The organism is Streptomyces sp. NPDC104381, from assembly GCF_055583745.1.
This window is the reverse complement of the sequence record NZ_JBVJNK010000005.1, coordinates 412,522-438,575: the sequence shown is the minus strand read 5'-3', so window position 1 is coordinate 438,575 and position 26,054 is coordinate 412,522. Positions and strand designations below refer to the sequence as shown.

General features: G+C 69.5%; 21 protein-coding genes. 16 read left to right on the top strand and 5 right to left on the bottom strand.

What is annotated here, in order from left to right; genetic code table 11:
* Positions 1 to 164: 164 nt before the first annotated feature.
* Positions 165 to 1,400 carry a helix-turn-helix domain-containing protein gene (locus tag ACZ607_RS19705; RefSeq protein ID WP_469736199.1) on the bottom strand — a complete coding sequence of 412 codons (1,236 nt, stop codon included), beginning with the start codon at positions 1,398 to 1,400 and terminating at the stop codon, positions 165 to 167.
* A gap of 330 nt (positions 1,401 to 1,730) precedes the next feature.
* Here ACZ607_RS19705 and ACZ607_RS19700 point away from each other — a divergent pair, with 330 nt between their 5' ends.
* Positions 1,731 to 2,339: a helix-turn-helix domain-containing protein gene (locus ACZ607_RS19700; protein WP_469736197.1), complete on the top strand. Its 609-nt coding sequence runs from the start codon at positions 1,731 to 1,733 to the stop codon at positions 2,337 to 2,339.
* A 296-nt stretch (positions 2,340 to 2,635) separates the two neighbouring features.
* On the opposite strand, the gene ACZ607_RS19695 is transcribed toward ACZ607_RS19700, so the two are convergent.
* From ACZ607_RS19695 to ACZ607_RS19680, 4 genes are all read right to left on the bottom strand, one after another.
* Positions 2,636 to 4,000 carry an NAD(P)/FAD-dependent oxidoreductase gene (locus ACZ607_RS19695; protein WP_469736195.1) on the bottom strand — a complete coding sequence of 455 codons (1,365 nt, stop codon included), beginning with the start codon at positions 3,998 to 4,000 and terminating at the stop codon, positions 2,636 to 2,638.
* Between the two features lie 179 nt (positions 4,001 to 4,179).
* Complete coding sequence (locus ACZ607_RS19690; protein ID WP_469736193.1) at positions 4,180 to 5,244, bottom strand: dihydrodipicolinate reductase; 1,065 nt, start codon at positions 5,242 to 5,244, stop codon at positions 4,180 to 4,182.
* A 201-nt stretch (positions 5,245 to 5,445) separates the two neighbouring features.
* Positions 5,446 to 5,928, bottom strand: a complete 483-nt coding sequence (locus tag ACZ607_RS19685) for a hypothetical protein (protein ID WP_469736191.1) — start codon at positions 5,926 to 5,928, stop codon at positions 5,446 to 5,448.
* 4 nt (positions 5,929 to 5,932) lie between these two features.
* Positions 5,933 to 6,778: an APC family permease gene (locus ACZ607_RS19680; protein ID WP_469736189.1), complete on the bottom strand. Its 846-nt coding sequence runs from the start codon at positions 6,776 to 6,778 to the stop codon at positions 5,933 to 5,935.
* Between the two features lie 621 nt (positions 6,779 to 7,399).
* On the opposite strand from ACZ607_RS19680, the gene ACZ607_RS19675 reads away from it, so the two are divergent.
* The 15 genes from ACZ607_RS19675 (at position 7,400) to ACZ607_RS19605 (ending at position 26,035) form a co-directional block, all read left to right on the top strand.
* Entirely contained in the window at positions 7,400 to 8,935 is a 1,536-nt protein-coding gene (locus ACZ607_RS19675) for a flavin-containing monooxygenase (RefSeq protein WP_469736187.1), read from the top strand.
* Positions 8,928 to 9,863 carry an alpha/beta fold hydrolase gene (locus tag ACZ607_RS19670; protein WP_469736185.1) on the top strand — a complete coding sequence of 312 codons (936 nt, stop codon included), beginning with the start codon at positions 8,928 to 8,930 and terminating at the stop codon, positions 9,861 to 9,863. Before ACZ607_RS19675 ends, ACZ607_RS19670 begins: the two co-directional genes overlap by 8 nt.
* Positions 9,847 to 11,241, top strand: a complete 1,395-nt coding sequence (locus tag ACZ607_RS19665; RefSeq protein ID WP_469736183.1) for a flavin monoamine oxidase family protein — start codon at positions 9,847 to 9,849, stop codon at positions 11,239 to 11,241. The genes ACZ607_RS19670 and ACZ607_RS19665 overlap by 17 nt, the downstream gene beginning before the upstream one ends.
* Complete coding sequence (locus ACZ607_RS19660; protein ID WP_469736181.1) at positions 11,238 to 11,942, top strand: transporter; 705 nt, start codon at positions 11,238 to 11,240, stop codon at positions 11,940 to 11,942. The genes ACZ607_RS19665 and ACZ607_RS19660 overlap by 4 nt, the downstream gene beginning before the upstream one ends.
* 26 nt (positions 11,943 to 11,968) lie before the next feature.
* Complete coding sequence (locus tag ACZ607_RS19655) at positions 11,969 to 13,327, top strand: NAD-dependent succinate-semialdehyde dehydrogenase (protein WP_469736179.1); 1,359 nt, start codon at positions 11,969 to 11,971, stop codon at positions 13,325 to 13,327.
* 28 nt (positions 13,328 to 13,355) lie between these two features.
* The gene (locus tag ACZ607_RS19650) at positions 13,356 to 14,471 is read left to right on the top strand and encodes a Zn-dependent alcohol dehydrogenase (protein WP_469736177.1); all 1,116 of its coding nucleotides are present in this window, start codon (positions 13,356 to 13,358) and stop codon (positions 14,469 to 14,471) included.
* Between the two features lie 17 nt (positions 14,472 to 14,488).
* Positions 14,489 to 15,745, top strand: a complete 1,257-nt coding sequence (locus ACZ607_RS19645; protein WP_469736175.1) for an aspartate aminotransferase family protein — start codon at positions 14,489 to 14,491, stop codon at positions 15,743 to 15,745.
* 98 nt (positions 15,746 to 15,843) lie between these two features.
* Entirely contained in the window at positions 15,844 to 17,400 is a 1,557-nt protein-coding gene (locus ACZ607_RS19640; protein WP_469736173.1) for a long-chain-fatty-acid--CoA ligase, read from the top strand.
* Between the two features lie 42 nt (positions 17,401 to 17,442).
* The gene (locus tag ACZ607_RS19635) at positions 17,443 to 19,116 is read left to right on the top strand and encodes a class I adenylate-forming enzyme family protein (protein ID WP_469736171.1); all 1,674 of its coding nucleotides are present in this window, start codon (positions 17,443 to 17,445) and stop codon (positions 19,114 to 19,116) included.
* Between the two features lie 11 nt (positions 19,117 to 19,127).
* A complete protein-coding gene (locus ACZ607_RS19630; protein WP_469736169.1) occupies positions 19,128 to 20,984 on the top strand; it encodes an SDR family NAD(P)-dependent oxidoreductase in 1,857 nt (618 codons plus the stop codon).
* Complete coding sequence (locus tag ACZ607_RS19625; protein ID WP_469736658.1) at positions 20,981 to 21,172, top strand: hypothetical protein; 192 nt, start codon at positions 20,981 to 20,983, stop codon at positions 21,170 to 21,172. The genes ACZ607_RS19630 and ACZ607_RS19625 overlap by 4 nt, the downstream gene beginning before the upstream one ends.
* Positions 21,118 to 21,834, top strand: a complete 717-nt coding sequence (locus tag ACZ607_RS19620) for a phosphotransferase family protein (protein ID WP_469736623.1) — start codon at positions 21,118 to 21,120, stop codon at positions 21,832 to 21,834. The genes ACZ607_RS19625 and ACZ607_RS19620 overlap by 55 nt, the downstream gene beginning before the upstream one ends.
* A 392-nt stretch (positions 21,835 to 22,226) precedes the next feature.
* On the top strand, positions 22,227 to 23,093 hold the full coding sequence (locus ACZ607_RS19615) for a phytanoyl-CoA dioxygenase family protein (protein ID WP_469736167.1): 867 nt from the start codon (positions 22,227 to 22,229) through the stop codon (positions 23,091 to 23,093).
* A 73-nt stretch (positions 23,094 to 23,166) separates the two neighbouring features.
* The gene (locus tag ACZ607_RS19610) at positions 23,167 to 25,356 is read left to right on the top strand and encodes an ATP-binding SpoIIE family protein phosphatase (protein WP_469736165.1); all 2,190 of its coding nucleotides are present in this window, start codon (positions 23,167 to 23,169) and stop codon (positions 25,354 to 25,356) included.
* A gap of 52 nt (positions 25,357 to 25,408) precedes the next feature.
* A complete protein-coding gene (locus ACZ607_RS19605; RefSeq protein WP_469736163.1) occupies positions 25,409 to 26,035 on the top strand; it encodes a TetR/AcrR family transcriptional regulator in 627 nt (208 codons plus the stop codon).
* Positions 26,036 to 26,054 lie beyond the last annotated feature (19 nt).

Here is a 26,054-nt window from a genome sequence, read left to right as displayed (position 1 = left end):
CTGCGCGTGGCGTCGGCGGTTCCGGGAGGGACGCCACTGGCGAAGGCTGGCTGCCTAGGCACCATCCGGGCGCCCGCGCGGTTCTGCCCGCCTTTACCCGTCTCCCCCTTCCGGGCTCTTCCCTCGGCAAGGAAGCTCGAGCACCGCGGCTGCGTGGCGTGAGCTCAGCTCGGGGCAATCGTCACGATGTCAGGCGCGATGTCCAGCACCAGGAGCGCCGCCGCCACGTGGGTCGGGTTGTTCTCCACCTTGACGGTCGAGAGCTCGTTGGCGCGTGAGACGCGCCGTTCGACGGTGTTGCGGTGCGCGTAGAGGTCGGCGGCCGCCCGGGTGGTGCTGAAGCCGCACTGCACGTAGGTGAGCAGTGCCTGCCGCAGGGCCGTGTCGGCTTCGGCCAATGGCCCGAGGGTGTTGATGACGAACCGACGTGCGCCGGGCCGGTCCTTCGTGAGCGCGTCGATCAACTCGACGTCGAGGTAGGCGGTGAACCGCCGGTCGGAACTCAGCCGGATGACCAGCGCCTGGGCCGCGAGGGCGTCCTGATGGCTGGAGCGGAATCCTTCGAGTCCACGTCCCGGCCTTCCCACCGCCGCGCGGACCTCGTCGGTCGCCGCGAGGTCCTTCTCCACGTGATGAAGGTCCGGGACGACTTCCCCCGAGAGCCAGATCCACCGCGACGTGGCGCTGGCGCGCGCCACCAGGGCGCTTCGGCCTCCGGTGGACGAGCGCACGGCGGCGATCGCCTCGTCCAGGGCATCGGCCTCCTGGGGATCGTCGACCCAGAGGACGAGGCCCACATGCCACCGTGCCATCCGGTAACGCAGGCGTCCTTCGGCGAGGTCCTCCGCCATCGGTGCCCCACTGGCGATCAGCTGGATCAGTGCGATCCCCTCGGCATCCGTGTTCCCCATCGCCGCGGCGAGGCCGGCCTGCCGCAGGGATGCGACGGAGTCGAGGGCGTACTGCACCAGCGACTGCGCCGTCACGTCCAGGATCCCCACGAGAAGATCGGGGTCCGCGCAGTCCGCCACGCATTCTTCCAGCCATCGCCGCCAGCCGATCCCCAGGGCCACACGCCAGGCAACGGCGAAATCGGGCGCGATGCCCCGCGAGACGAGATCGTTGATGTACGCCGTGGTCCTCGGACTGACGTAGGGCTCTACCCTCCGCCCCGGTTGCTGAACGTTTGCGGTCAGCCATTGGACCAGCTCGGAGCGGTTGAGCGCGCGATCCTCCTCGACCAGCGATGCGTCCGCGAGGAGCGCGGGATCGTTCTGGGCGACGAGGGACGGCCTTGCGAAGGCGTCGATCAAGGCGTCCGTCTCCGTCAGGAGGCGCTGACACAGTGACCTGATCGCATCGGCGACCTCACGCGAGGGCGGGGGCCACAGCTCTTCCATAATCTCAGTGTCCCTCTGCTCTCGGGGAGTCGAAGCTCCCGACATGCCGTGTCCGGACAGGCGAAGGGTCCATCGGCGGCCTGGCCGACGGCGAGGGCGTCACCACCCCTCGACCGCTGTTTAGTACTACTAAACGGCGGCAGGTTTACCACGCCCTCGACGGCGCCACAAGGGACTCGACGCCATCGCCTCACCCCCCCCTCTGCGAGGGCGCACCGATCCCCCCTGGCATGCATGCCTTAGCCTCGTGCCACGGAGAGAACTCGTCCGGGTCGGCCCGTCACATGACAGGCACACGACCTCGGCCTCGGGACGGGCGGTGAGCACACCATGTCCATCGGTGACGGTGGGACAGCAGATGGAGCGGAAAGGGGCGCCGCCGCCCTCGAAACTTCCACAGGCGCACAGCTGCGTAAGATCAGGCTCGACCGCGGGTTGTCGTTGACGGAGGTCGCGCACAGGGCGGAGGTCACCAAGGGCTTCCTGAGCCAGTTGGAGCGCGGGCTCACCAACGTGTCCGTCCCGACGTTGGTGCGCGTCTGCGAGGTGCTGCGGATCGGGGTCGGGGAACTCTTCGCGTACCCCCAGGAGAAGGTCGTGGACGGTGGAAGCCGGATCGGCATGGGCGGTGAGGGCGTGGCCGAACACCTGCTCACGCCCGCCGGCACCACGGCGTTCCAGGTCTTCCGTTCCGTGATCGAGCCAGGCGGAGGCACCGGAGGCCCCTATCGGCTCGACACCGCCACGATCTTCGCGATGGGGCTGAGCGGATCGACCCGTCTGATCGTCGGAGGCGAGACCCGGATGCTGTCGGCAGGGGCGTCCACTTCGTTCTCCGGGCAGACGCTTCACCAGTTCGACAATCCGGGTACGGCGGTGAGCGAGGTCCTCTGGGTCCTGTCGCCTCCCCTGCTGCGCGCCGCGCGAGGGCCCGCCTAGGGCCTCTCGTTTGGATCAGGCCGGGCTCGCGGGGTCTGGCACGCACATCTGCGGCGTTGTCGTCAGTCGGCAACGCTCCGCGTTGACTCCCTCCTCCGCCTTGCAGCTGCACGCACCAGACCCCGCTCCCTGATCCGGCCTGATCCAAACGAAAGACCCTAGATCCTGGCGTCGAACGCCGGGCCCGCATCAGGAGCGATGCGTGGGCGGCGGCTGTTTCGCAGGACCCGGCGGCGTTGTCGTAGCAGGCGGCAATCTCACACCGCGCCGTCACGGAGCAGGCGCCGCCCGGACCTTCAGGAGTCCCCGCGCCTGGCACGACGGAGTGCCCGCCGGGCCAGCGTCCTGCTGCCGTTGAAGAAGTCGTTGAACCGGTCCAGCCCCCAGACCGCTCGGAGGACGAACGGCTGCATCAGCAGCGACATCGACGCCGGGTACTTCGGGGCGTCCGACCAGATGCCGGCGAGGTCCTCGGACATCTCGCCGTCGACGATGTAGTCGGCGAGCTGGTGGGTCACGTACGGCACCTGGCAGAGGCCGTGGCCGTTGCAGGCCATCGCGTAGAAGACGTTGTCGCCCACCTGGCCGGCGACCGACAGCCAGTCCGGGCTGATGCCGATCCAACCGCCCCAGGCCCGCTCGATGGCCACGTCGGACAGCGTCGGGAACCGGTTGGCCAGATCCTTCCCCATGTCCCGCACGACACTGGGGTCCGGGACCCGGTCCGGGAGCGGGTACGTCTGGCCTCGCTGCGCTTTGCGGACCCCGCAGACAATGGTGTTGCGCTCGGTGAGCCGGTAGTGGGTCATCAACTGGTGCTGGGTGATGATGCCGGACCGACTGGTCCAGTCCAGCGCGGCGAGTCGTTCCGGCGCGATGGGTTCCGACTCGACCTCGATGACGTACAGCGGCGTCGCGAGGTTCTTGGGCGTGATGTCCCACTCGCCGCCGTAGACGCTGGTGGCGAGCAGCACCTTGGCGGCCCGCACGGTGCCGTGCGGTGTCGTGATCTCGACGGTGCTGCCGGTCCGCCGGACATCGCTCACCCGCGACTGCTCGAAGACCTTGGCCGAGGAGGCGAGCAGTGCGCGACGCACACCACGGGCGAGCTTGCCCGGGTTCAGCATCCCGCCGATGGATTCCCGCATCCCGCCCACGAAGCCGGCGGGGAGGCCGAGTTCCTCCCTGCTGCCGACGGTCCCGCCCCCACCGAAGGCGCGCAGGATCGCCGCCTGGGTACGCACCCTGAGCATCATGAGGGGTGAGACCGCACCCCACACCAGGCCGTTCGCCACGTAGTCGCAATCGATGTCGTGCGTCTTGATGAGGTCTTCCACGTAGTGGCCCGCGTGCTCCGCCAGTTTGGCCATGACCGGCATCTTCTTCGGGGACTGGAGGCTGAGCATCCGCAGGTCGCCACCCGGCGCCCCGGCGATCTGACCGCCGTTGCGCGAGGCCGAGCCGTAGCCGCAGAACTCGGCCTCCAGCAGGACGACGTCCTGGTCGCGCTCCGCGAGGCGCAGCGCAGCCGCCATGCCACCCATGCCGCCGCCGATGACGGCGATGTCACAGGTGAGATCACCGTCCAGCGCGGGCTGCACATCGTCCGGCCGGTCGATCCAGCCGGTGAAGCTGGTGTACTTCGTGCTGTCGGTCCTCATGCTGTCCCGATCTCCTTCCAGGTGAGGCGTCCGCCCCACTTCGTGCTCCGCGTCGAGGCGTGCTCGGCAGCACGCCCGAGCCCCCGTTCCCGTCCGGCGGATCGGCCGTGACGGGCGCTCTTCGGCGAGGCGCGTGAAGACGGCGAACAGGAGGTTCTCCGTCTTCACGCGTCTTCGTCTCAGTCCTGAGAAGCCGTGGCCCCGAGCGAGGCCCGGCCCGCTCGCCGCTCTCCCTTGGCCGCGACCGAACGGGCGGGCAGGTCCCCCATAGACAGGAGACCAGGACGCGCCTCGACGATCGCGGTGGAGGCGTTGACCGCCGCCGCGATGGTGCTGAGGAAGGAATCAAAGCCCACGGAGGAGCGGAGGTCGACTACCTGCTCCTCTCCGGCGATCCGGTAGTCATCGCCCGCGACCACCTCGTCGGCCGGCTCGAAGAACCCGAACGTGATCTCCAGATCGATCACCACGTCGCCCTTGAGCATGCCCCGGGCGGCGTGAGTGACCGCCGCGATCTGCCCTGGTTCGATACGCATGTGGTCCCCGACGCGCGGCGAAGTCGTCACGACGGCGGGTTCGACCTCTCCCACGTCCACCGAGTCGAGATCCCATCCGAGCCCTGCCGCGAGCGCCCCGACGGCCTGCTCGAAGCCGTGGTGCCCGACGACCTCGCCCCGGCTGCGAGCCGTCGCGAACTCGCGCGTGGTCAGACCGAGGCCGAACTTCGACAGGATCGCTCCGTAGCGCGACATGTTCGTCCGCCGGCGGATCCTCACACTCTGCACACGCTGGGTCAGTGCGGTCAGGAGGAGGGGAAGGGTGTCCATCAGGATGCCCGGGTTCGCCCCACTGCCCAGAACGGTCACGCCGTGCGCCTTCGCCGTGTCGTCGAGCCGTCGGGCCAGATCGGGGTGGCTCCGCCATGGATAGGCCAGCTCTTCGCAAATGCTCAGAACGTTGTACGAACCCTCCAGCAGCGGCAGCAGGACGTCGGCCGCCCTGTCCAGATCCGAGACGGTCGCCACGATCGCGAGGTCGGCGGCGGGCAGCTCGGCCGGGTCGCTCACGACGACGACACCGTTCGCGACGCCACCGAGGAGCACTCCGAGGTCTTGACCAGCCACGCGGGGGTCCCGGTCCGCCGCTCCCACGATCTCCACGTCCGCGCGCCGTAGCAAGGAAGAAGCGATGGCCCGGCCGGTGGCGCCGAGCCCCACCACGACAGTTCGGTTCTTCAACGTCACTCCTCTGGGCGCCCCGGTCGGCCCGCCCACGACACGGTGCTCGGCGAAACCGAACTTCGCCGGTGGCGGTTGCCTCGTACCTCCACAGTCACAGGCCACTGCCGCGGTGAGAACGACACCGTGCACCGGCCTCCCCCAGGGACGGTGCACGGTGCACAGAGCAGCCGCGTCCCTGCGCTCATGAGCTGACCAGCAAGTCGCTCAGAGTCGCTCGTAGACAGCCGGTCGGCGCGCTCGCAGGACGAGGGCCTGCACCGCGCCGGCCACGGCTGAGAGGGCGACGAGGGCGCCGATCACCCAGGCGCCCGTGGTGGTACCGACGAGGAGCGGGAAGTTGGCGACCATCAGGCAGACCACACAGGTCAGGCCGAGGAAGGCGACGGCCGGGGCCACGACCGTGCGCCACACCAACGGCCGCCCATCGGCGTGCCGGAAGAAGGCGATGATCGCGAGGCTGGTGGCCCCCATCAGCAGGACGATGCCGAGGGTGGCGGCGCCGGAGAACCACGCGTAGAGGTCCCCGATCGGGTCAAGGTCGAGCACGGCGACGACGAGCGTGGTGACGAACGCGACCGCCGAGGCGACTGCCGAGGACGCCGACGGCGCGCGGTGCTGGGGGTGGACAATGCCCAGCGGCGGCGGAAGCGCACCGGCCCGGGACAGGGCGAACTGGTAGCGCGTCACGACGTTATGGAAGGCCAGTACGCAGGCGAACTGGCTTGTAATCAGCAGTAGTTGCATGCTGTCGGCCCAGACGGGCGGCTCCGATCACCAGGATCGCGACGTACGTCGCCCGCGGGACCGTGACGTCGGGGTCCTTCGCTTCGTTGCGGAACACCGCCGTCGCCTCGAAGCCGATGAACCCGAAGAGGGCGAACATGACGCCGAGGCCCAGGGAACCGGTGCCCACGATCGAGGGCGACACCGGCTCGGCCGTCAGGCCGTGGGCGCCGCCGTGGCCCACGATGCCGAGGTCCATGACCAGGAGCAGCAGGGATTCCAGCACCAGCACGGCACCGAGCACTTTGGCGCTCAGCTCGATGTCGCGATAGCCGAGGAAGGCGATGACACCCAGCGAGAGGAACGCCCACGCCCACCACGGGGAGCCGACGTCGGCGTACCGCTCGATGACGTTGCTCGTCGCGACCCCGACATAGGCGTTCACCCCGACAAGAAGCAGCGTGTAGGAGAAGAGCGCGAGGGTCGCGGCCGAGAGACCGGGGATCCGGCCCAGCCCCGCCTGGACGTAGGCGTAGAAGGCCCCCGCGTTGCCTACCCGTCCGGCCATCAGCGTGAAGCCGACCGCGAAGACCAGCAGCAGCACGGTGGACAGCACGAAGTACAGCGGCATCCCCGGGCTGCCACTCACGGCGAAGGCGAGCGGCACCCCGCCGGCCACCAGCCCGAGCGGTGCCGCCGCGGCGACGACCATGAAAACGATCTGTGACACGCCGAGCCCACGGTGGAGCGGATTGGCCGATCCCGCTTCACCGCCGGGTGCTTCGGCGTGCCCTGTCTCGGAGAGGTCGGTCATCGCGACCACCTTTCGGTTCACGGGCCGGTGGCGACCCGTCATGGGTGGATGAAGGAGTGCGTGAAGCGGTACGCCTGCGTGAACGAACGGGTGCGGCTCCCTCGCAGCAGCTGAGCCGGAGCGGGAAGAGGCGGAGCGGGAAGAGGCGGAACCTCCCGCCCAAGATGGCGTGGCCCCGCACGGGTTCCGGGTCGTCGGCCGCTTCCTCCAGGCCGCGATCGTGGGAGCGACGGCGGCGATCCCCCGCGGCTCGGTACACCTGTGGGTCCCGGCACGGCCGTGACGACAGCGGGTTCGCGCTTGGCGCACGATCGCGACCCCGGCGTTTAGCACGACTAAACACCGGGGGCAAATCTCTACCACCCCGGTCCTGCTGCCGCAATGGCCGCGGCAGCAAGACGTCGCTGGACGGTCGTCTCCGACCGCCCTCCCGGAAGGGCCGAGGCGCCGGGCTCGACCGGGGCCCGGGCCCGAACGTCGGACACCGTATGGGCGCACCAGCCCGGCCCCCCTGTGCATCGTGCACCGAGCTCTGGCGAAGGAGGTGCCCGCTGTCGTTCTCGCAGGCGGTCGTGGCTCGCGACAGTGAGGTAACCGCCACAGGAACAGCGAGGAAACGCCATGACAGCTGAGGTGTTGGACGCCGTCGAGGAGTTCGACGTGGTGATCGTCGGAGCCGGGATCTCCGGGATCGGCGCGGCCACCTATGTCAGCCGGGAGCTCCCCGGCAAGTCGCTCGCCGTGCTGGAGGCGCGCGACGACATCGGAGGCACGTGGGACCTGTTCCGCTATCCCGGCATCCGCTCGGACTCCGACCTCCACACGTTCGGATACGCGTTCAAGCCCTGGCGCCACGAGGCCGCGATAGCCGACGCTCCCCTCATCAAGGGGTACCTCCACGAGACCGTCGAGGAGAACGGCCTGGAGCGCGTCCTCAGGCTCGGCCACCGGGTCGTCCACTCGGAGTGGTCCACGGCGGACTCGCGGTGGACTCTCACGGTTCAGACCTCGGACCCCGCCACGGGAGCGACCCGGACCAGGACGATCCACGCGGGATGGGTCTTCGCCGCCACCGGCTACTACCGGTACGACGAGGGGTTCTCCCCGGAGTTCCCGGGGCGGGACGACTTCGAGGGCCAGATCGTCCATCCGCAGCACTGGCCCGAGGACCTCGACCACAGCGACAAGAAGGTCGTCGTCATCGGCAGCGGCGCGACCGCGATCACGCTGGTGCCGGCCATGACCACCGGGGCGGGCGCCGCCCGGCACGTGACGATGCTGCAGCGCACCCCCACCTACGTCATGGCGCTCCCCCGTGTCGACAGGGTCGCCCTTGCGCTCACGAAACTGCTCGGAGAGAAGCGTGGGTACGCCGTGACGCGGTTCAAGAACATCTGGACCGAACACGCCGTCGTGAAGGGTTTGCGGAGGTTCCCCAAGGCAGGGCGGGCCTTCATCCGGCGCGAGAACGTCAAGCGCCTTCCCGAGGGATTCGATGTCGACAAGCACTTCAACCCGCCGTACGACCCGTGGGACCAGCGGTTGTGCGTGGCGCCGGACGGGGACTTCTTCGACGCGATCAAGGAAGGAAGGGCGTCCGTCGTCACCGACGCCGTGGCCCGGTTCAGCAAGCGCGGCATCGTTCTGGCATCGGGAGAGGAGCTGGAAGCCGATGTCGTCGTCACCGCGACGGGACTGAACCTGCAGCTCTTCGGCGGCATGCCCCTCGTGGTCGACGGACGCCAGGTCGACCTCGCGGACGCGCTCTGTTACCGCGGCATGCTGCTGAGCGGTATCCCGAACTGGGCGATGGCAATCGGCTACACCACCTCGTCCTGGACGCTCAAGGTGAGCCTGATGTGCCGCTACTTCGTCGACCTGGTCAGGCACATGGACGCCCGCGGATACGACACGGTGGTTCCGGTCGCACCGTCGGGAACGAAGCGCAGGCCCGTCATGGACCTTCAGGCCGGTTACGCCAAGCGCGGCGAGAAGCTTCTGCCCAAGCAGGGCCCCGAGAAGCCCTGGCGGATGGCGATGTCCTACCCCGAGGACGCCAAGGCGCTGCGCGGCCCGGTGGCCGACGAGAACCTCCGGTTCGGCGTCCGCCGGGCGGCCGCGCCGACGCCCGGTGACAGGCGGGCCACCCGTGCTTGAGACGAGCGGTGCCGAGAGCACCGACCAGTACGCGACCCTGCCGTCCGGGGTGACGATCTGCTTCCGGGACCACGGCGACAAGGACGACCCCGCGATGCTGCTCATCGCGGGACTGGGTGAAGACCTCACCTTCTGGGGCGACTCGTTCGTCGGCTCCCTGGTCGCCCACGGTTTCCGGGTCGTCGCGATCGACAACCGTGACGTGGGCCAGTCGACGTTCGTCGCCGCGCCCCCTCCCGGAACCTGGCGCCAGATCGCCGCGCGTCCGCGCGGCGACGCGTACGCGCTGGCCGACATGGCCCGGGACGCCGTCGGCGTGCTCGACCATCTCGAGATCGCGCGGGTGCACCTGGTCGGGCGGTCGATGGGAGGGATGATCGCGCAGACGATCGCGGCCACAGCACCCGAGCGGGTCCGGTCGCTGGTCTCCCTCTACTCCACGACCGGGGCACGCCAGGTCGGTCAGCCCGCTCTGTCGACGATCCGGCTCCTCGCCGCCCCGCCCGCGAGGAACAGAACCGCGGCGGTCCGTGCCCACCTGAGGCTCACCCGTCACGTCGCGGGAACGGGGCACCCCATCGACGACGCGGCAGAGGCGGCCATCGCGGCTCGCGGATGGGACCGCAGCGCCGGCGACCCGGCAGCCGGCACGGCGCGCCAGATCCAGGCCATCCAGCGTTCCGGAGACCGGACGGCCCAGCTGAGCAGCATCACCGCTCCGACTCTGGTCATCAACGGCGACCGGGACCCGCTGGTGAGCCCGAGCGGCGGCGCCGCGACCGTCAGGGCGATCCGCTCGGCACAGCACGTGGTCATCCCCGGCATGGGCCATCACCTCCCCGAGTCCCTCGTCGACCCCGTCACGACCTACATCGCGCAGCATGCGAGCCGCGTGGGCGAAGGAGGAAACCATGCCCGGATCTCGTAAGTCCGACTCCAGCGACACCACGGTCGACGTCGTGATCGTCGGCGCCGGCTTCGCCGGCCTGAGCGCCGCCGAACGGCTGGTGAGCACGGGGCGGTCCGTCCTGGTCGTGGAAGGCCGCGACCGGGTCGGAGGCCGCTCGCTCTCCGGCGAGGTGGCCGGCGTGAAGGTCGACCTCGGAGCGACGTGGGTGGCCCGGCGCCACACCGCCGTCCGGGACCTCGCGCGCCGGGTCGGGTGTACCACCACCGACCAGTTCGCCCAGGGCCGCAACGTGCTGTGGATGGCGGGCCGGCGCCGCACCTACAGCGGCACCATTCCCAAGGTCTCCCCAGCGGCTCTGGTGGACATGGCCCGTATACAGGTGGCGGTGAACAAGCTGGTCGCGACCATCGACGCCGACGCCGCCTGGGAGACGCCTGGGGCCGGCCGACTCGACGCGATCTCGTTCGGCGAATGGCTCGACCGGAAGAACGCGCTGCCCGGCACCCGCGCGCTGATGACCGTCATCAGCAAGGTGCAGTGGGGGTGTACCCCGGGCGACGTCTCCCTGCTGCACGCGATGCGCTACATCCGTTCGGCGGGCGGGCTCGATCACATGCTGGACGTCGAGGGCGGTCAGCAGCAGGACCGGATCGTCGAGACCACCCAGGAGATCGCCAAGCGGGTGGCGGAGCGGCTCGGTGCCCGCGTGCGCCTGGAGACACCGGTGCGCCGCATCGCACAGGACGATGACGGCGTCACCGTCCGCACCGACTCCGGCGAGATCCGCGCCCGGTACGCGATCGTCACGGCCTCGCCGGCGCACCGCGCCGCCATCGCGTTCGAGCCCGCTCTGTCCGAGCAGGGCGAAGGGCTCACGCGGACCTGGCGCATGGGCGTGCTGAGCAAGGCGTTCGTGGCCTACGAGAGGCCGTTCTGGCGGGCCGACGGCTGTTCCGGCGAGGCGGTGACCGACACCGGAACCGTGTTCATCACCTTCGACGTGTCCCCCGCCCCCGGCGGACCGGGCGTCCTGATGGCCTTCTGCGATCCGCGCGTCTTCGACGGCTTCGGCCCCGAGACCCGGCGCGACCGGGTGGTCCGGCAGCTTGCCGACCTCTACGGTCCGCAGGCGCTCACCCCGATCGACTACGTGGACCACTGCTGGGGAGCGGAGCCCTTCGCCCCGGGCGGCCCCAATCCCGCCGTCGCTCCTTACGCGACCACGAGCTTCGGCAAGGCGCTGTCCGAGCCCCACGGGCACGTCCACTGGGCGGGCTCCGAAACCGCCGGCGAATGGGCCGGAACCATGAACGGCGCGGTTCTGACGGGCCAGCGCACCGCGGAGAGCGTCCTCACCCTGCTGTCCCGCGCCGTCCGAGAGGGGGCGTCCCGATGAGGGAGATCCTGTTCCTGCTGGCCGACCTGTGGATGATCTTCGCCGGTTACTTCTACGGCTGGAAGTTCATCCGCCGTTACGGCAACCACCTCCTGGGCCTGGAGTGGATGGTCGTCGCCACGTCAGGCACCAACTTCCTGCTCTGGTCCCTGCTCGGAGCCAAGAACGACAGCGTCCTGTACGACGTGGCGTACTTCCTCGACGCGTTCTCCAGGTCGGTCGGCATCACCCTCATCCTGGTCCTGGGCCTGATGAAGGTCACCCATCGCTACGAGCCGAGCCGCGGCGTCGACGTCGCCGTGTTCGGAGTCGCGACCGTGACCGGTCTCTTCCTCCGTCAGTTCCACGGTGCGGACCTGCACACCGGCGGCATCGCGTTCTGGGTCGCCGCGTTCTACGTCGTCGTCAACCTCCTCACGGCGGTCTTCCTCGGGTACTTCGCCAAGCGGCTCTGGAACGCGGGGGCGAGGTGGCCGGCGGTCTGGACGGCACTGGTCACGGCCGCCGGGACCACCATCGCGATCACGTACGACTTCTTCCCCCTGCCGTTCGACGACGCGAACCGCACGATCTTCTACACCGCCGCGCTGGCGACCTGGGGCACCCAGGGATTCGTCTACTTCCGCGCCTACCGCGCACTGCACGACCGCAACGCGGCCTCGGACGCGAACCCGGCCCCCGCGACCGGGGCCCTCGCATGAACCCGTCACATCAACAAGGAGTCAACATGGCGAAGAGGCACGTGTACGCGGTGGTGGACCCGGCCACCGGCAAGCTGGTCAAGGAGTACCCCACCGCGACGGACGAGACCGTCGACGCGGCGCTCGACGCGGCGGCCGACGCCTACGCCCGCTGGTCGAGGCAGACCTCCGTGGCACAGCGCGCCCAGCTGTTGCACGCCGTCGCCACCCTGCACGACGAGCGCAGCCGGCAGCTCGCCGAGATCATCCACCGGGAGATGGGCAAGCCGGTGGACGAGGCCGTGGGGGAGGTCGAGTTCAGCGCCTCGATCTACCGGTACTACGCCGAGAACGCTGAGAAGTTCCTCACCGACGAACCGATCGAGCTCCTGGAGGGAGAGGGCACCGCCTTCGTCCGCCGCCAGCCGGTCGGCGTGCTGTTGGGGATCATGCCCTGGAACTACCCGTACTACCAGGTGGCCCGGTTCGCCGCGCCCAACCTCGCCCTGGGCAACACCATCGTGCTCAAGCACGCATCGCAGTGTCCGGAGTCGTCCGCGGCTCTCCAGCAGCTGTTCACGGACGCGGGTTTCCCCCAGGGCTGCTACGTCAACGTCCACGCCACCGGGGAGCAGATCGGCCGCGCCATCGCCGACCCCCGCGTGCAGGGCGTCTCCTTCACCGGTTCGGAGCGGGCCGGCGCGGAGGTCGCCGAGAAAGCCGGGCGCAGCCTCAAGAAGGTGGTGCTCGAACTGGGCGGTTCGGACCCCTTCATCGTGCTGTCCACCGACGACCTCGACGCCACGGTCCAGGCGGCGGTCGAGGCTCGGTTCGAGAACGCCGGTCAGGCGTGCAACGCGGGGAAGCGCTTCATCGTCGCCGAGGACGTCTACGACGCCTTCCTCGACAGGTTCACCGAGAAGGTGCTCGCAATGACCGACGACCTGGCGCCGCTCTCCTCGGTAGCCGCCGCCGAGTACGTCGAGGAACAGGTAGCGCGAATCGTCGAGGAAGGGGCGACCTTTGTCTCCGCACGACAGCGCGAAGGGGCGTACTTCCCGCCCGGCGTGCTGACGGGCGTCTCGCCGACGTCGCCGTCGGCCGCCGAGGAACTCTTCGGCCCCGTCGCGACCGTCTACCGGGTCGGATCCGAGGACGAGGCCGTACAGCTGGCCAACGAGACCCCGTACGGACTGGGCTCCTACGTGTTCACGACGGACGCCGAGCAGGCGCTGCGCGTCGCCGACAGGATCGACGCAGGCATGGTCTTCATCAACGGCGTCGGCCTCGAAAGCGCGGAACTGCCCTTCGGAGGGGTCAAGTTGTCCGGGTTCGGTCGCGAGCTGGGCCGGGCGGGAATCGACGAGTTCGCCAACAAGAAGCTCATCCGCACCGCTCGGACGTGATCGCCCAGAACACGGAAGGAAGACATTCATGACCATCGAATTCGACGCCGCCGTCTTCAGGACGCCGAACGAACCGCTGACCATCGAGCGAGTGACGATTCCCTCGACGCCCCCGCCCGGCGAGGTGCTCGTGCGGCTCCGGGCGAGCGGGGTGTGCCACAGCGACCTCCACGTCCTCCTGGGCGAATGGGAGGTTCCTTCGCCGATGATCCTCGGCCATGAGGGAGCCGGGATCGTCGAGAGCGTCGGCGAAGGCGTCACGACGCTCAAGAAGGGCGACCACGTCGTGTTGTCCTGGACGCCTTCCTGTCGCCGCTGCCGCTACTGCATCAGCGGCAGGCCGGTCCTCTGCGACATGGTGAGCGAGCACTCGGCGAACCACCTGTCGTTCGACGGCCGGTCCCGGATCACGTCCGCCGGCGAGGGCGACGTCTACAGCTTCGCGGGCCTCGGAACGTTCGGTGAGTACACCCTCGTGCCCGAATCGGGCGCGATCGCCATCCGGGACGACGCCCCGTTCCCGCAGTCGGCTCTGGTCGGGTGCGCCGTCACGACCGGTGTCGGCGCGGCCGTCAACACCGCCGGCGTGCGTCCGAGCGACACCGTGCTGGTCCTCGGCTGCGGAGGCGTCGGCCTGAACGCGATCCAGGGGGCCCGGCTCGCCGGAGCACGGAAGATCATCGCCGCGGACATCTCCGACGAGAAGCTGGAGCAGGCGCGCGTCTTCGGCGCGACCGAGCTGATCAACAACGGCCGCGAGGAGTTCGCGCACCGGGTGCGACAGCTCACCGACGGACGCGGTGTGGAGATCGCCATCGAGGCCATCGGACTGCCCCGCACCATCGAGGCGGCCTACGAGGTCCTGGCCCGCGGTGGCACGGCGGTGGTCGCCGGGCAGGTGGCAGACGGCTTGAAGATCTCCATCGACCCCTTCGTCATGTCCGATCAAGAGCTCTCGCTCATCGGCTCGAACTACGGCTCCAGCACGCCGGATTCCGACTTCCCGTTGCTGATCGACCACTACATGAACGACCGCATCGACCTGGATTCCCTGGTGACGAGCAGGATCGGTCTGCAGGACATCAACGAGGCGTTCGACCAGATGAAGCGCGGCATCGGCATCCGCTCGGTGATCACGTACTGAAAGGCAGGGGCGACCTCATGGCCCTGGAATCATCACGCTCGGCCTTCGAGCGAGCCCGCCGCAGCGTCGGCGGAGGTGTGGGGTCGGGCCTGCGCGCCGCGATGCCGCCTCATCCGCTCTTCGTGCGCGAGGCGCGGGGAGCACACCTCTGGGACCTGGACGGCGACCGGTACGTCGACTACGTGATGGCCTGGGGCCCGCTCGTCCTCGGTCACAGTGATCCGCGCGTGCTGTCAGCGGTCTCCGAGGTCGCGACGAAGATGCAGGTCGTCGGCACCGGCCACCCGCTCGAGTACCTCGCGGCGGAAGCGGTACTCGAAGCGGTGCCGCACGGCGAGCGACTGCTGTGGAGCAACACGGGGACCGAGGCGGTGCAGGTGGCGCTGCGCCTCGCGCGCGCCGCCACCGGGCGGCGCCGCGTCCTCAAGTTCGCCAAGAGCTACCACGGCTGGCACGACACCGTGTACGCCGGGATGTCCGAGGACGACTACGATCGCCCCGCCTCCCCCGGTGGGGCGGGTCAGTCGGCCAGCGTCCTGGACGACCTGGTCCTGGCGCGCTTCAACGACGTACAGCTGGCCGAGCGCCTGCTGAGGGAGTCCGTCGAGCGCGACATCGCGGCCGTGCTCGTCGACCCGGTGATGAGCAACGCCGGCGTCGAAGAACCCACACCGCAGTTCCTGTCGGCTCTGCGGACCCTCTGCGACCGGCACGGCGTCGTCCTGGTCTTCGACGAGGTGATCGCCGGGTTCCGGATCGCACGGGGCGGGGCGGCCGAGAAGTACGGCGTGCTGCCCGACCTGTCCGTCTTCGGGAAGGCGATGGCCGGCGGGTTCACCCAGAGCGCCGTCGTCGGCCGGGCCGAACTGGTCGATCAAGTGACGGCCGACGTCGTGCACGCCGGAACCTTCAACGCCAACCCGGTCGCACTGGCGGCCGTCGCGGCGACGATGCAGGCCCTGGCCGATCCCTCGGTCTACGAACTGCTCGAACGGACCTCTGGCGAGTTCGAAGCACTCGTCGGCGGCGCTCTCGGTCCATCCGCTGAGTTCGGCCGCTTCAACCGGGTCGGCTCGCTCCTCCAGTACGTCCCCGCCGGCGGGGCCACCGGACTGCACGGAACCAGCGGGCTCTGGGCGGTGATCCTCGAAGGGATGTTGCGTCAGGGCTTCCTGTTCATGCCGTCCGGCAAGGTCTTCCTCAGTACGGCACACAGCACCGCCGACATCGAGGCGACGGCCGAGGCCCTCGACCGGCTCCTTCGGACGCTGTGACGTCCACGTCGAGCCACGCGTAACCCCCACCCGCTCCGGGCCAGGCCGCGTGTCCCATTCCCTGCGACCTTGCCCGGTCCACCCTCCCGGAAGACACCATGCTGAACCTCGCGGTCCTGCTCGAGGACTCCGCCCGCACACACCCGGACCGGGACGCCGTCGTCCTCGGCACGACGCGTCTCACCTACGCGCAGATCGACGCCGCCGCCAATCAGGTCGCCAACCTCCTGGTCGACCGCGGCATCTGGCCCGGCGACAAGGTCGCGCTCAGTTGTCCGAACGTGCCCTGGTTCCCGATCATCTACTACGGGATCCTCAAGGCCGGCGCCGTTGTCATGCCGCTCAACATCCTGCTCAAGGGCCGGGAGGTCGCCTACCACCTCGCCGACTCGGAGGCCAAGGCGTACTTCTGCTTTGAGGGCGGCGAGGGCCTGCCGATGGGTGCGGAGGGACACGCCGGGTTCACCGGGACGCCCGGCTGCGAGCACTTCTTCCTCATCACCGCCGACCCCGCGGCGGAGAGCCCGATCGAAGGCGTCGAGACCACGGGCTCCGCACTGCGGGGTATCGCGGCGACGTTCGACAGCATCGGGACGTCGGGAGACGACCCGGCCGTGCTGCTCTACACGAGCGGTACGACAGGGGAGGCGAAGGGCGCCGAACTCAGCCACGCCAACCTGGTGCTCAACGCCCTCGCGGTCAACCAGCTGTTGGAGAACCGTCCGGCCCAGGACACCCATCTGGTCGTGCTGCCACTGTTCCACTCCTTCGGCGCGACCGTGCACTTGAACGCCGGCTTCTCGACGGCGAGCACGCTGGTGCTGCTGCCACGATTCGACCCGCGGCAGGCGGTGTCCCTGATGCGGCAGGAGGACATCACCGTCTTCGCGGGCGTCCCCACCATGTGGTGGGGTCTGTTGCAGGCGCTCACCGACGACGCCGACGTCGAGCGCATCGCGAGGAACCTGCGGGTCGGCGTCTCCGGTGGTGCCTCGCTCCCCGCGGAGATCGCCAAGCAGGTCAGGGAGCGGCTCGGCGTCCAGATCCTGGAAGGCTACGGCCTCTCCGAGACCTCGCCGGTGGTGACCTTCAGCGATCCGGCGCGGGAGCCCCGGCCCGGGTCGATCGGCGTGCCGATCTGGGGCGTCGAGGTCAAGCTCATCGACTCGGACTGGTCGGAGATCGAGGACGACGGCACGGGTAGCGCCATCGGGGAGATCGCGGTCAAGGGCCACAACGTGATGAAGGGGTACCACGGCCGTCCCGAGGCCACCACGGAAGCGATCCGGGACGGCTGGTTCCGCACCGGCGACCTGGCCCGCAGGGACAAGGACGGCTTCTACTACATCGTCGACCGGGCGAAGGACCTGATCATCCGCGGCGGCTTCAACGTCTACCCGCGCGAGATCGAGGAGGTCCTGATGACTCACCCGGCGGTCAGCCTGGCCGCTGTGATCGGCGTGCCGCACGAGAGCCACGGCGAGGAGATCAAGGCGTTCGTCATCCTCGACCGCGGCGCCGAGGCCCGTCCCGACGAGCTGATCGCCTGGGGCAAGGAGCAGATGGCCGCCTACAAGTACCCGCGCATCGTGGAGATCGTGCAGACCCTGCCGATGACGTCCACCGGAAAGATCCTCAAGCGCGAACTCACGTGACCGGCACGCCAAGCGCGCCGACATGGGTGGGAAGGACGGCAGATGACAGTGAATGAGAGCCGGCAGCGGGGGGACGTGTTCCAGGACGGATCCGGTACGGGTCCGGACACGGTTCCCGACTCGCTCGTGGCCGCCTGGAAGGCACGCGTGGCGAAGAACCCGGAGGGCGTCGCGCTTCGCTTCTTCGACGGTGCTCTGTCCGCGCGGGAGGTGGATGCGGCGTCGGACGCCCTGGCCGCCGCGTTCGAGGCCCGCGGGACCGGCCGGGGTGATCGCGTCGGGGTGTACCTGCAGAACGTCCCGCAGTACGCGCTGGTGCTGTTGGCCCTGTGGAAGCTGGGGGCCACGGCGCTGGGACTCAACCCGATGTACCGGCGCCAGGAGCTGCGCCGAATCGTCGAGGACTCCGGGGCGGTCGGCGTCGTCTGCGCGGACGAGGACGTCCACGAGACGCTCGGCACACTGGCGGGGAGCACGGTGCGATGGCTGATCAGCACATCGGCGCTGGACTACCAGTCGAGGAACGATCCGCGGGTCTTGGCGACGACGGAACGCCTGGCCCCCGCGCCGGACGGCGACCTGGTGGCCCTGATCGGCGAGTTCGAGGGCCGCGGTCCCTCGCCCGTGGAGCCGACCCGCGACGACGTCGCCTTCCTGACGTACACCTCGGGGACGACGGGCCCGCCGAAGGGTGCCATGAACAGCCACGGCAACGTCCTGAGCGTGGTCACGACCTGCGCGTCGTGGATGGGCGTGAGCGACGGAGACGTCGTGCTCGCCATGGCCCCGCTGTTCCACATCACCGGCGCGGTGGTCAACGCGACGATCTCCCTGCTCACCGACACCACACTCGTCCTGGCCGGCCGCTTCCACCCCGAGGTCGCCCTGGAGGCCTTCGCCGAGCACGGGGTGACCTACACGATCGGCTCCATCACCGCGTACAACGCGCTCTACGAGCTCCCGCAGGCCGGACCGGAGCACTTCGCGTCGGCGAAGGCCCTGTACTCGGGTGGCGCGCCGATCCCGCCGGCCACCGTCGAACGGTTCCGGGAGCGGTTCGGCGTTTACCTCCACAACGGCTACGGGATGACCGAGACGACGTCCGCCGTCGTCGCCGTGCCGCCGGGTGAGCGGGCGCCGGTGCATCTGCCGAGCGGGACACTGTCCATCGGCAAGCCTCTGCCCCACCTCACCGCGCGCGTCGTCGACCTGCAGGGCGATCCAGTGCCCTGTGGTCAGCAGGGTGAGCTGGAGTTGAGCGGGCCGCAGGTCGTTCCCGGGTACTGGGGCAAGCCCGAGGCCACCCGCCAAACCATGCCGGAGGGCCGGCTGCGTACCGGCGACGTCGCCGTCATCGACGAGGAGGGCTGGGTCTACCTGGTGGACCGGCTCAAGGACCAGATCAACGTGTCCGGGTACAAGGTCTGGCCGCGCGAGGTCGAGGACGCTCTGTATGAGCACCCCTCGGTCCTCGAGGCCGCCGTCATCGGACAGCCGGATGCCTACCGCGGCGAGACCGTCGTCGCCTACGTCTCGCTCAAGGCGGGTCTGCACGCCACGGCGGAAGAACTGATCGCCTTCTCCCGCGACCGGCTGGCCGCCTACAAGTGCCCCCGCGCGATCCGTTTCCTCGCCGACCTGCCCAAGACCCAGAGCGGCAAGATCCGGCGCGCCGAGCTCCGCGGCGCCGAGGGACCGGGGCCGGATTCCCTCTGAAGGACTGATTCATGAGTGAGAACCACACCGACCGGGGCCGTTTCGCGGGCCGCACCGCCGTCGTGACCGGAGAGAGCCGGGGCATCGGTCTCGCCGTGGCGGAGCGGCTCGTCGCCGAGGGAGCACGCGTCTGCCTCACGGCACGCAAGGCCGGACCGCTCGAGGAGGACGCCGCCACGCTTCCCCCGGGCAGCGTCGTCACCGTCGCCGGCAGGGCGGACGACCCCGTGCACCACCGCGAGGTCTTCGACACCGTCGCACGCGAGTCCGGGGGGCTCGATGTCCTGGTGAACAACGCGGGTATCGATCCCGCGTACGGTCCCGTCGTCGGCCTGGACCTCGACGTGGCCCGCAAGGTCCTGGAGGTCAACGTCCTCGCCACCCTCGCCTGGGTGCAGGACGCGGTGGCCCATCCGGAGCTGCGCTTCACCGAGCGCCACGGCACCGTCGTGAGCCTCTCCTCGGTGACCGGCGACACCCCCGCTCCCGGCATCGGTCTCCTCCGCCGTGGCGTACCTGGTCTCGGAGGACTCCTCCTGGGTCACCGGCCACGTCCTCACCGTCGACGGCGGCCTCACCGTCGCCGGCGGCACCGCGTAACCACCTCGCCCCTCCCACAAAGGACAGCCATGACCACCCCTGACCTTCCGCTGGAGCTCGCGGAGCTACGTGAGCGCACGCGCCGGTTCATCCGTGAGGTCGTCGTCGACGCGGAGCCCGTACCGGGCGGACGTCTCGACCAGACCACTCGCGACCGGCTGCAGACCGCAGCGCAGGAGGCCGGTGTCTTCGCGCCGCTCGTTCCGAAGGAGTACGGCGGGCAGGGCCTGCCCCTCGAACACTGGTCACCGATCCTGCAGGAGGCCGGGTACTCGCCGATCGGCCCCAGCGCGCTCAACTGCATGGCCCCCGACGAGGGCAACATGCACATGCTCCACCTCATCGCCACCGAGGAGCAGAAGAAGCAGTACCTCGTGCCTCTGGCGGCGGGGGACATCCGGTCCTGCTTCGGTATGACCGAGCCCCACCCCGGAGCGGGATCCGACCCGGCGGCGCTGCGGACCACCGCCGTACGCACCGACGGCGGCTGGATCATCGACGGCCACAAGCGGTTCACCAGCGGAGCCGTCGGTGCCGCGTTCTGCATCGTCATGGCGCGCACTCCGGCCGGCGACGGCTCCCCCGAGGGGGCCACCATGTTCCTCGTCGACCTGACGAACCCCGGGATCCAGGTCGGCGAGGCGATCCACACCGTCGACCGCGCCATCGACGGCGGCCACCCGCACCTGTACCTGGAGAACTGCTTCGTCCCCGAGGACGCGGTCCTCGGCGAGGTCGGACTCGGCTTCCGGTACGCGCAGGTACGGCTCGGCCCCGCGCGGCTCACGCACTGCATGCGGTGGCTGGGACTGGCACGCCGGGCGCACGACATCGCGCTGGATCGGGCCGGGAAGAGGGAGCTGTTCGGCGGTCCGATCGACTCGCTCGGCCTGGCGCAGCACCTGATCGCCGAGTCCGTCATCGACATCGAGACCTCCGACGCGATCATCACCAAGACCGCGGCCCTGCTGCACAGCGACCCGAAGGCGGGCTCAGCGATGTCCTCGGTCGCGAAGGTCCACTGCTCGGAGGCGATCTACCGGGTGATCGACCGTGCCGTCCAGATCTGCGGCGGCGACGGCGTCTCCGACGGACTCCCGCTGGCCCAGTACCTGAACGAGGTACGCCCGTTTCGCATCTACGACGGCTCGAACGAGACCCACCGGTGGGCCATCGCCCGCCGTGCCTCGGCCGGCCGGCGGGCCACCGTCCAGGCCGGTGAGCGCTACCTGGGCGACGCCGTCGTCGGCCGGGGCGGGGGCGCGTGATGCACACCGTCCCCGACGGCATGGAAGTCGTCGAGAGCCGCGAGCGGGCCCGTCATCTCGACAGCCCTCCACTCCTGGTCCTCGACGCGGTCACCGGCTTCCTCGACGCACACGGCGTCGGCACGACGGCACGATCGTCACCAACACGATCCCGCCCCACCTCTCTCCCGCCGAACAGCGCGGGCTGACCAGCGAGGCGGTCGTCGACACCCTCGTCGCCCTGCACGGCATCGACGTGACCGGAGGGGAACTCGCCTCCCTGGGCCGACCCGAGGGATATCTGCAGCGCCAGGTCGAGCGATTCCGCGGCCTCTGGGAGGTCAACACCACCCGAAGCCTGCCCGCGGTGGAGCGCATCGCGGACTGGCTCGCCCAGAACCTGCCGACGAGCCGGTCGGCCTCGGTGGTGCACGGCGACTACCGCATGGGCAACCTCATGTTCGCCCCGCAGGCCCCGGCCGAGGTCCTCGCGATCCTCGACTGGGAGATGGCCACGCTCGGCGACCCGCTCGCGGACCTCGGGTACCTCACCGCCACCTGGTCCGAGGCCGGCAGCCCTGCCACCCCGCTTGAACTCACCAAGGTGACCCGGTCGCCCGGCTACCTCACGCAGCGCCAACTGGCAGAGCGCTACCAGTCCCGTACGGGCCTCGATCTCACCCCGCTGCCCTGGTACCAGACCCTCGCCCTGTGGAAGGCGGCAATCTTCTGCGAGGCCATCCACACCCGCTGGCGGCGCGGTGAGCGTCCTCATGACACGGTCTTCGGACCGTCGCTCGCAACAGGCGTCCCCCGGCTCCTGGAGCGGGCCGGACACTACGCCGGCCTGAAGGCGACCAGCCACCGCTGACGCCCGACACCCGCGGTGCGAGGCTCTTCACCAGCCCCACCACGGCCGGGCCGTCTTGCTCTGACGTCACGCCGAGGCCGCCGTTCGCCGTAGAGCCGGCGCGACCTCCTCCGCGGACGTCGCGCCACCGTCCGGATAGCTCCGCCGTGCCCGCGACCGGACTGTGCATCGTGCACCGGGCCCGGGCGAAGCAGGTGCCCGCTGTCGTTCTCGCCTGCGCCACCGGCTGGCGACAGTGAGACGACCGCCACAGGAACAACGCGGAAACACCGTGCCCACCGAACCCACCCCACCGTCGCGCGGACGACGCGCGGGAAGCCCCGGAAGACGGAACGCCCGCGGCTGATCGCACGGTCGATCAACCGCGCTTCGGATCGAAGAAGAGGACACACATGACGGCACAGAAGAAGACCCAGGCACTGATGTCCGTGGCGAACGACACGCCGACGGAGGAGATCCTCGAAATCGTGACCCGTGACGGCGGCGTCATCATCAAGGGTTTCCTGACGCAGGAGCAGATCGTCCGCTTCAACGCCGAGATCGAGCAGCCGCTGCGGGCGCTCTCCCCGGGGTCCACCCACGAGGACGAGATCGTGGCCGCGTTCCACGGCAGCAACACCAAGCGCCTCACGAACCTCGTGAGGCACAGCGCCACGTTCCGAACCGAGATCATCGACCACCCCCTGGTCCACGAGGCCAGCGACCTGGTCTTCCTCCAGGAGTCGGGCACGTACTGGATGACCACCGCCCAGGTGATCGAGATCGGCCCCGGCAACAAGGCGCAGATGCTCCACCGCGACCTGGAGAACTGGTTCCCCTTCATCGGCATGGGGCCCGGCGGCCCGGAAGTCACCATCAACTTCCTGGTCGCCCTGACCGACTTCACCGAGGAGAACGGCGCCACCCGCGTCATCCCCGGAAGCAACCACTGGAGCGACTTCGAGGACCGAGGGACCCCCGAGCAGACGATCCCCGCCGTCATGAACGCCGGGGACGTCCTTCTCATCAGCGGCAAGACCGCGCACGGGGGCGGGTCGAACCGGACCGGCGACGAGTACCGGCGGGGCCTCGCCTTCACGTTCAACGCGGGCTTCCTCACCGGCGAGGAGGCGTACCCCTTCCTGGTCGACAGGGACCTCGCCAGGACGCTCTCGCCGCGCGTCCAGCGCGTGCTCGGCTTCCGCTCCCAGTACCCCACGGGCTCCCCCGGCCTGTGGCAGGTCGACTACGCCGACCTGGGCGATCACCTCGGTCTCTGAGGTCCGGGTCGATCAGAGGCCGAGCACAGCAGTCCGAGGAGCGCACACCATGACATTCCCGTACATTCGCACTATGGGAACCGAGGCCGATGCGTTCCTCGGTCAGCTGGCCCGGCACCTCAGACCACAGGTGAAGAAGCTGGCCGGCCTGCTGCTCCAGCACCTGAACGGCGAGTTCCCCGAGCTGTGGGAGAACGAGAACATCGAGGCCCTGACCCTGAAGGAGACGGCCCAGCACGTCACCGCCCTGCTGGACCTCCTGGAGGCCCGCCCCGGCGCGAGCGCGCCGGAAGCTCCTCCGGCAGCCTTGGACATCGCCTGCCTCTACGCCCGGCGTGGGATACCCGTGAGCCGGCTCCTCCGTGCCTACCGGCTCGGCCATCTCAGCCTGCTCGAACACCTGCAGGCCGAAGCGCCCCGCCTCACCACCGACTGGCACATGATCACCCAGGCCACGATGAGGCTGGTCGCGATCGGTTTCGACTACGTAGACCGTTCCTCGGAAGAGGTCGTCGCCGCCTACCAAGAGGAACGCGACCGTCTGCTGCAGCGTCGGCTCACCCTCACCGACAGGGCGAGCAAGCGGATCGGGACCACGCTCGACATCTCCCGTACCTCGGAGGAACTGACGGAGGTCTGCACCGAGGACTTCGCCGACTTCGTCACCGTCGATCTCTTCGACTCCGCACTCGAGGAGACCGGCACCGGCCCGTCGGAGGCCCTGGCTCAGCGCCGCGTCGCCCAGCGCTCCGTCATCGACGGCTGTCCGGAGTCCCCGCTCCGCGTCGGTGGGACCCATACCTACCCCGACGACTCCGAACCGGTTCGCGCACTGACCACCGGACGATCCGTCCTGCACCACGTCGCGGGGACCGAGATGCCCAGGTGGGCGGCACCGTCGGAGTCCCACGGCCGGGTACTGCGCGACCTCGGTCTTCACTCCGTACTCCTCGTGCCTTTGCACGCCCGCGGGGAGATCCTCGGCCTGGTGCAGTTCGTACGCCATCGCACCTCGGCCCCCTTCGACGACGACGACCTCCTGCTGGCGCAGGAGATCGCCTCCAGGGCGGCGGTGTCCATCGACAACGCCCGCCGGTACACCCATGAGCGTTCCACCGCGCTCGCCCTCCAGCGGACCCTGTTGCCCCGGAACACGGTGGAACACCCGGCTGTCGAAACCGCCTCGCGTTACCTGCCTGCCGGGTCCCGCGCCGGCGTGGGCGGCGACTGGTACGACGTCATTCCCTTGTCCGGGGCACGCGTCGCGCTGGCCGACGGCGACGTGGTCGGTCACGGCCTGCATGCCGCCGCCACCATGGGCCGGCTCCGCACGGCCGTCCGCGCCTTCGCCGACATCGATCTCATGCCCGACGAACTTCTCACCCATCTGGACGATGTGGTCATCCGCATGCAGCGCGAGGAGTCTGCGGACGAGGGCGAGACCAGCGCCACCTGCCTGTACGCGATCTACGACCCCGTCTCCCGCCGGTGCTCCCTTGCCAGTGCCGGACATGTCCCGCCGACCGTGGTGACCTCCCCGGCGCGGGGCGGGACCGCCCGGGCCGCCAGGGTGGTCGAGTCGCCCGAGGTACCGATCGGACCGCCCCTCGGCCTGGGTGGACTCCCCTTCGAGACGGTGGAGTTCGAGCTCCCGGAGGACAGCCTCCTGGTCCTGCACACCGACGGGCTGATCGCCGGCCGCACGCGAGACGTGGACCTCGGACTCGCCGCGCTGCACGACGTCCTCACCTCGGCGCCGGATTCACTGGAGGAGATCTGCGACCGGCTCTTGGCCGCACTGCCGCCCGGACGCCCTGCCGATGACGTCGCCCTGCTCGTCGCCCGGACCCATGCCCTCGACCCGAACCACGTCGCCACCATGGACCTCCCGTCCGATCCGGCAGCCGTGTCCGGGGCCCGCCGCTTCGCCTCCGACGTCCTGGCGGCCTGGGAGCTGGAAGATCTTTCCTTCACCACGGAGCTGGTCGTCAGCGAACTGGTCACGAACGCGATCCGCTACGGCAAGAGCCCCATCCAGCTGCGGCTGATCCTCCAGTCGACGCTCACCTGCGAGGTCTCCGATGCCAGCAGCACTGCCCCGCATCTGCGCCGTGCCCGGATCTACGACGAAGGCGGCCGCGGCCTGCTCCTCGTCGCCCAGTGTGCGGAGCGCTGGGGGACGCGGCACGGTCGCGAGGGAAAGGTCATCTGGGCCGAGCAGGCTCTCCCCGCAGACAGAGCGTCGACGGCCGAAGTGACATAATGCCTGCTCGGGGGCCGACTTGATCGATCGACTAAGTCGATATAGTGGCCGTATGGCTCATGTTTCCGCGGCGGAGCGCCGCCCCCAGTTGATCAAGGCGGCCATCGACCTCATGACCCGGGAGGGCGTCGCCGCGGGGAGCACCCGCGCCATCGCCGCGGAGCTCGGTGTCGCGCAGGCGACGGTCCACTACACCTTCGGTACGAAGGAGGACCTGTACCGAGCCGTCATGGACCAGATCACCGACGAACTGGTGACGCAGGTACGGCTGTCGGCTCCGGAGAACGCGGGCTTCGAGGAGACCTTCAGCGCCCTGGCGGGTGCCCTGTGGGGCACCGTGCGTGAGCCGACGTCGCACCACCAGCTGCTCATTGAGCTGACCCTGTTCGCCCTGCGCGTGCCCGGTCTCGACGAGGCACGGCAGAGCCACTACCGGCGGGTCATCGAGGTGACCGCGCAGATCATCACGGAGACGGCCGAGAGGGCAGAGCAGGAACTGGCCGAGTCTTCGGAGACGGTGGCACAGTTCTTCCTCTCCGGCTTCGACGGACTCACCATGCAGGTCCTCCAATGCCTGCCGGACGAGGCCACCGAGCGGACGGGGCTGAGGGCACTCGTGGCCGCAACCGTGGCGCTGGCCAAGGGGGACCTCGACCTCCCCGACGTACCGATGGCCTGACACGACGCGAAAACGGTGG

Bases quoted from the DNA above. Each gene is read 5' to 3' on its own strand.
- ACZ607_RS19705 (WP_469736199.1), bottom strand. From the start codon at position 1,400: ATGGAAGAGCTGTGGCCCCCGCCCTCGCGTGAGGTCGCCGATGCGATC.
- ACZ607_RS19700 (WP_469736197.1), top strand. From the start codon at position 1,731: ATGTCCATCGGTGACGGTGGGACAGCAGATGGAGCGGAAAGGGGCGCC.
- ACZ607_RS19695 (WP_469736195.1), bottom strand. From the start codon at position 4,000: ATGAGGACCGACAGCACGAAGTACACCAGCTTCACCGGCTGGATCGAC.
- ACZ607_RS19680 (WP_469736189.1), bottom strand. From the start codon at position 6,778: ATGACCGACCTCTCCGAGACAGGGCACGCCGAAGCACCCGGCGGTGAA.
- ACZ607_RS19675 (WP_469736187.1), top strand. From the start codon at position 7,400: ATGACAGCTGAGGTGTTGGACGCCGTCGAGGAGTTCGACGTGGTGATC.
- ACZ607_RS19665 (WP_469736183.1), top strand. From the start codon at position 9,847: ATGCCCGGATCTCGTAAGTCCGACTCCAGCGACACCACGGTCGACGTC.
- ACZ607_RS19660 (WP_469736181.1), top strand. From the start codon at position 11,238: ATGAGGGAGATCCTGTTCCTGCTGGCCGACCTGTGGATGATCTTCGCC.
- ACZ607_RS19655 (WP_469736179.1), top strand. From the start codon at position 11,969: ATGGCGAAGAGGCACGTGTACGCGGTGGTGGACCCGGCCACCGGCAAG.
- ACZ607_RS19650 (WP_469736177.1), top strand. From the start codon at position 13,356: ATGACCATCGAATTCGACGCCGCCGTCTTCAGGACGCCGAACGAACCG.
- ACZ607_RS19645 (WP_469736175.1), top strand. From the start codon at position 14,489: ATGGCCCTGGAATCATCACGCTCGGCCTTCGAGCGAGCCCGCCGCAGC.
- ACZ607_RS19640 (WP_469736173.1), top strand. From the start codon at position 15,844: ATGCTGAACCTCGCGGTCCTGCTCGAGGACTCCGCCCGCACACACCCG.
- ACZ607_RS19635 (WP_469736171.1), top strand. From the start codon at position 17,443: ATGACAGTGAATGAGAGCCGGCAGCGGGGGGACGTGTTCCAGGACGGA.
- ACZ607_RS19630 (WP_469736169.1), top strand. From the start codon at position 19,128: ATGAGTGAGAACCACACCGACCGGGGCCGTTTCGCGGGCCGCACCGCC.
- ACZ607_RS19615 (WP_469736167.1), top strand. From the start codon at position 22,227: ATGACGGCACAGAAGAAGACCCAGGCACTGATGTCCGTGGCGAACGAC.
- ACZ607_RS19610 (WP_469736165.1), top strand. From the start codon at position 23,167: ATGGGAACCGAGGCCGATGCGTTCCTCGGTCAGCTGGCCCGGCACCTC.
- ACZ607_RS19605 (WP_469736163.1), top strand. From the start codon at position 25,409: ATGGCTCATGTTTCCGCGGCGGAGCGCCGCCCCCAGTTGATCAAGGCG.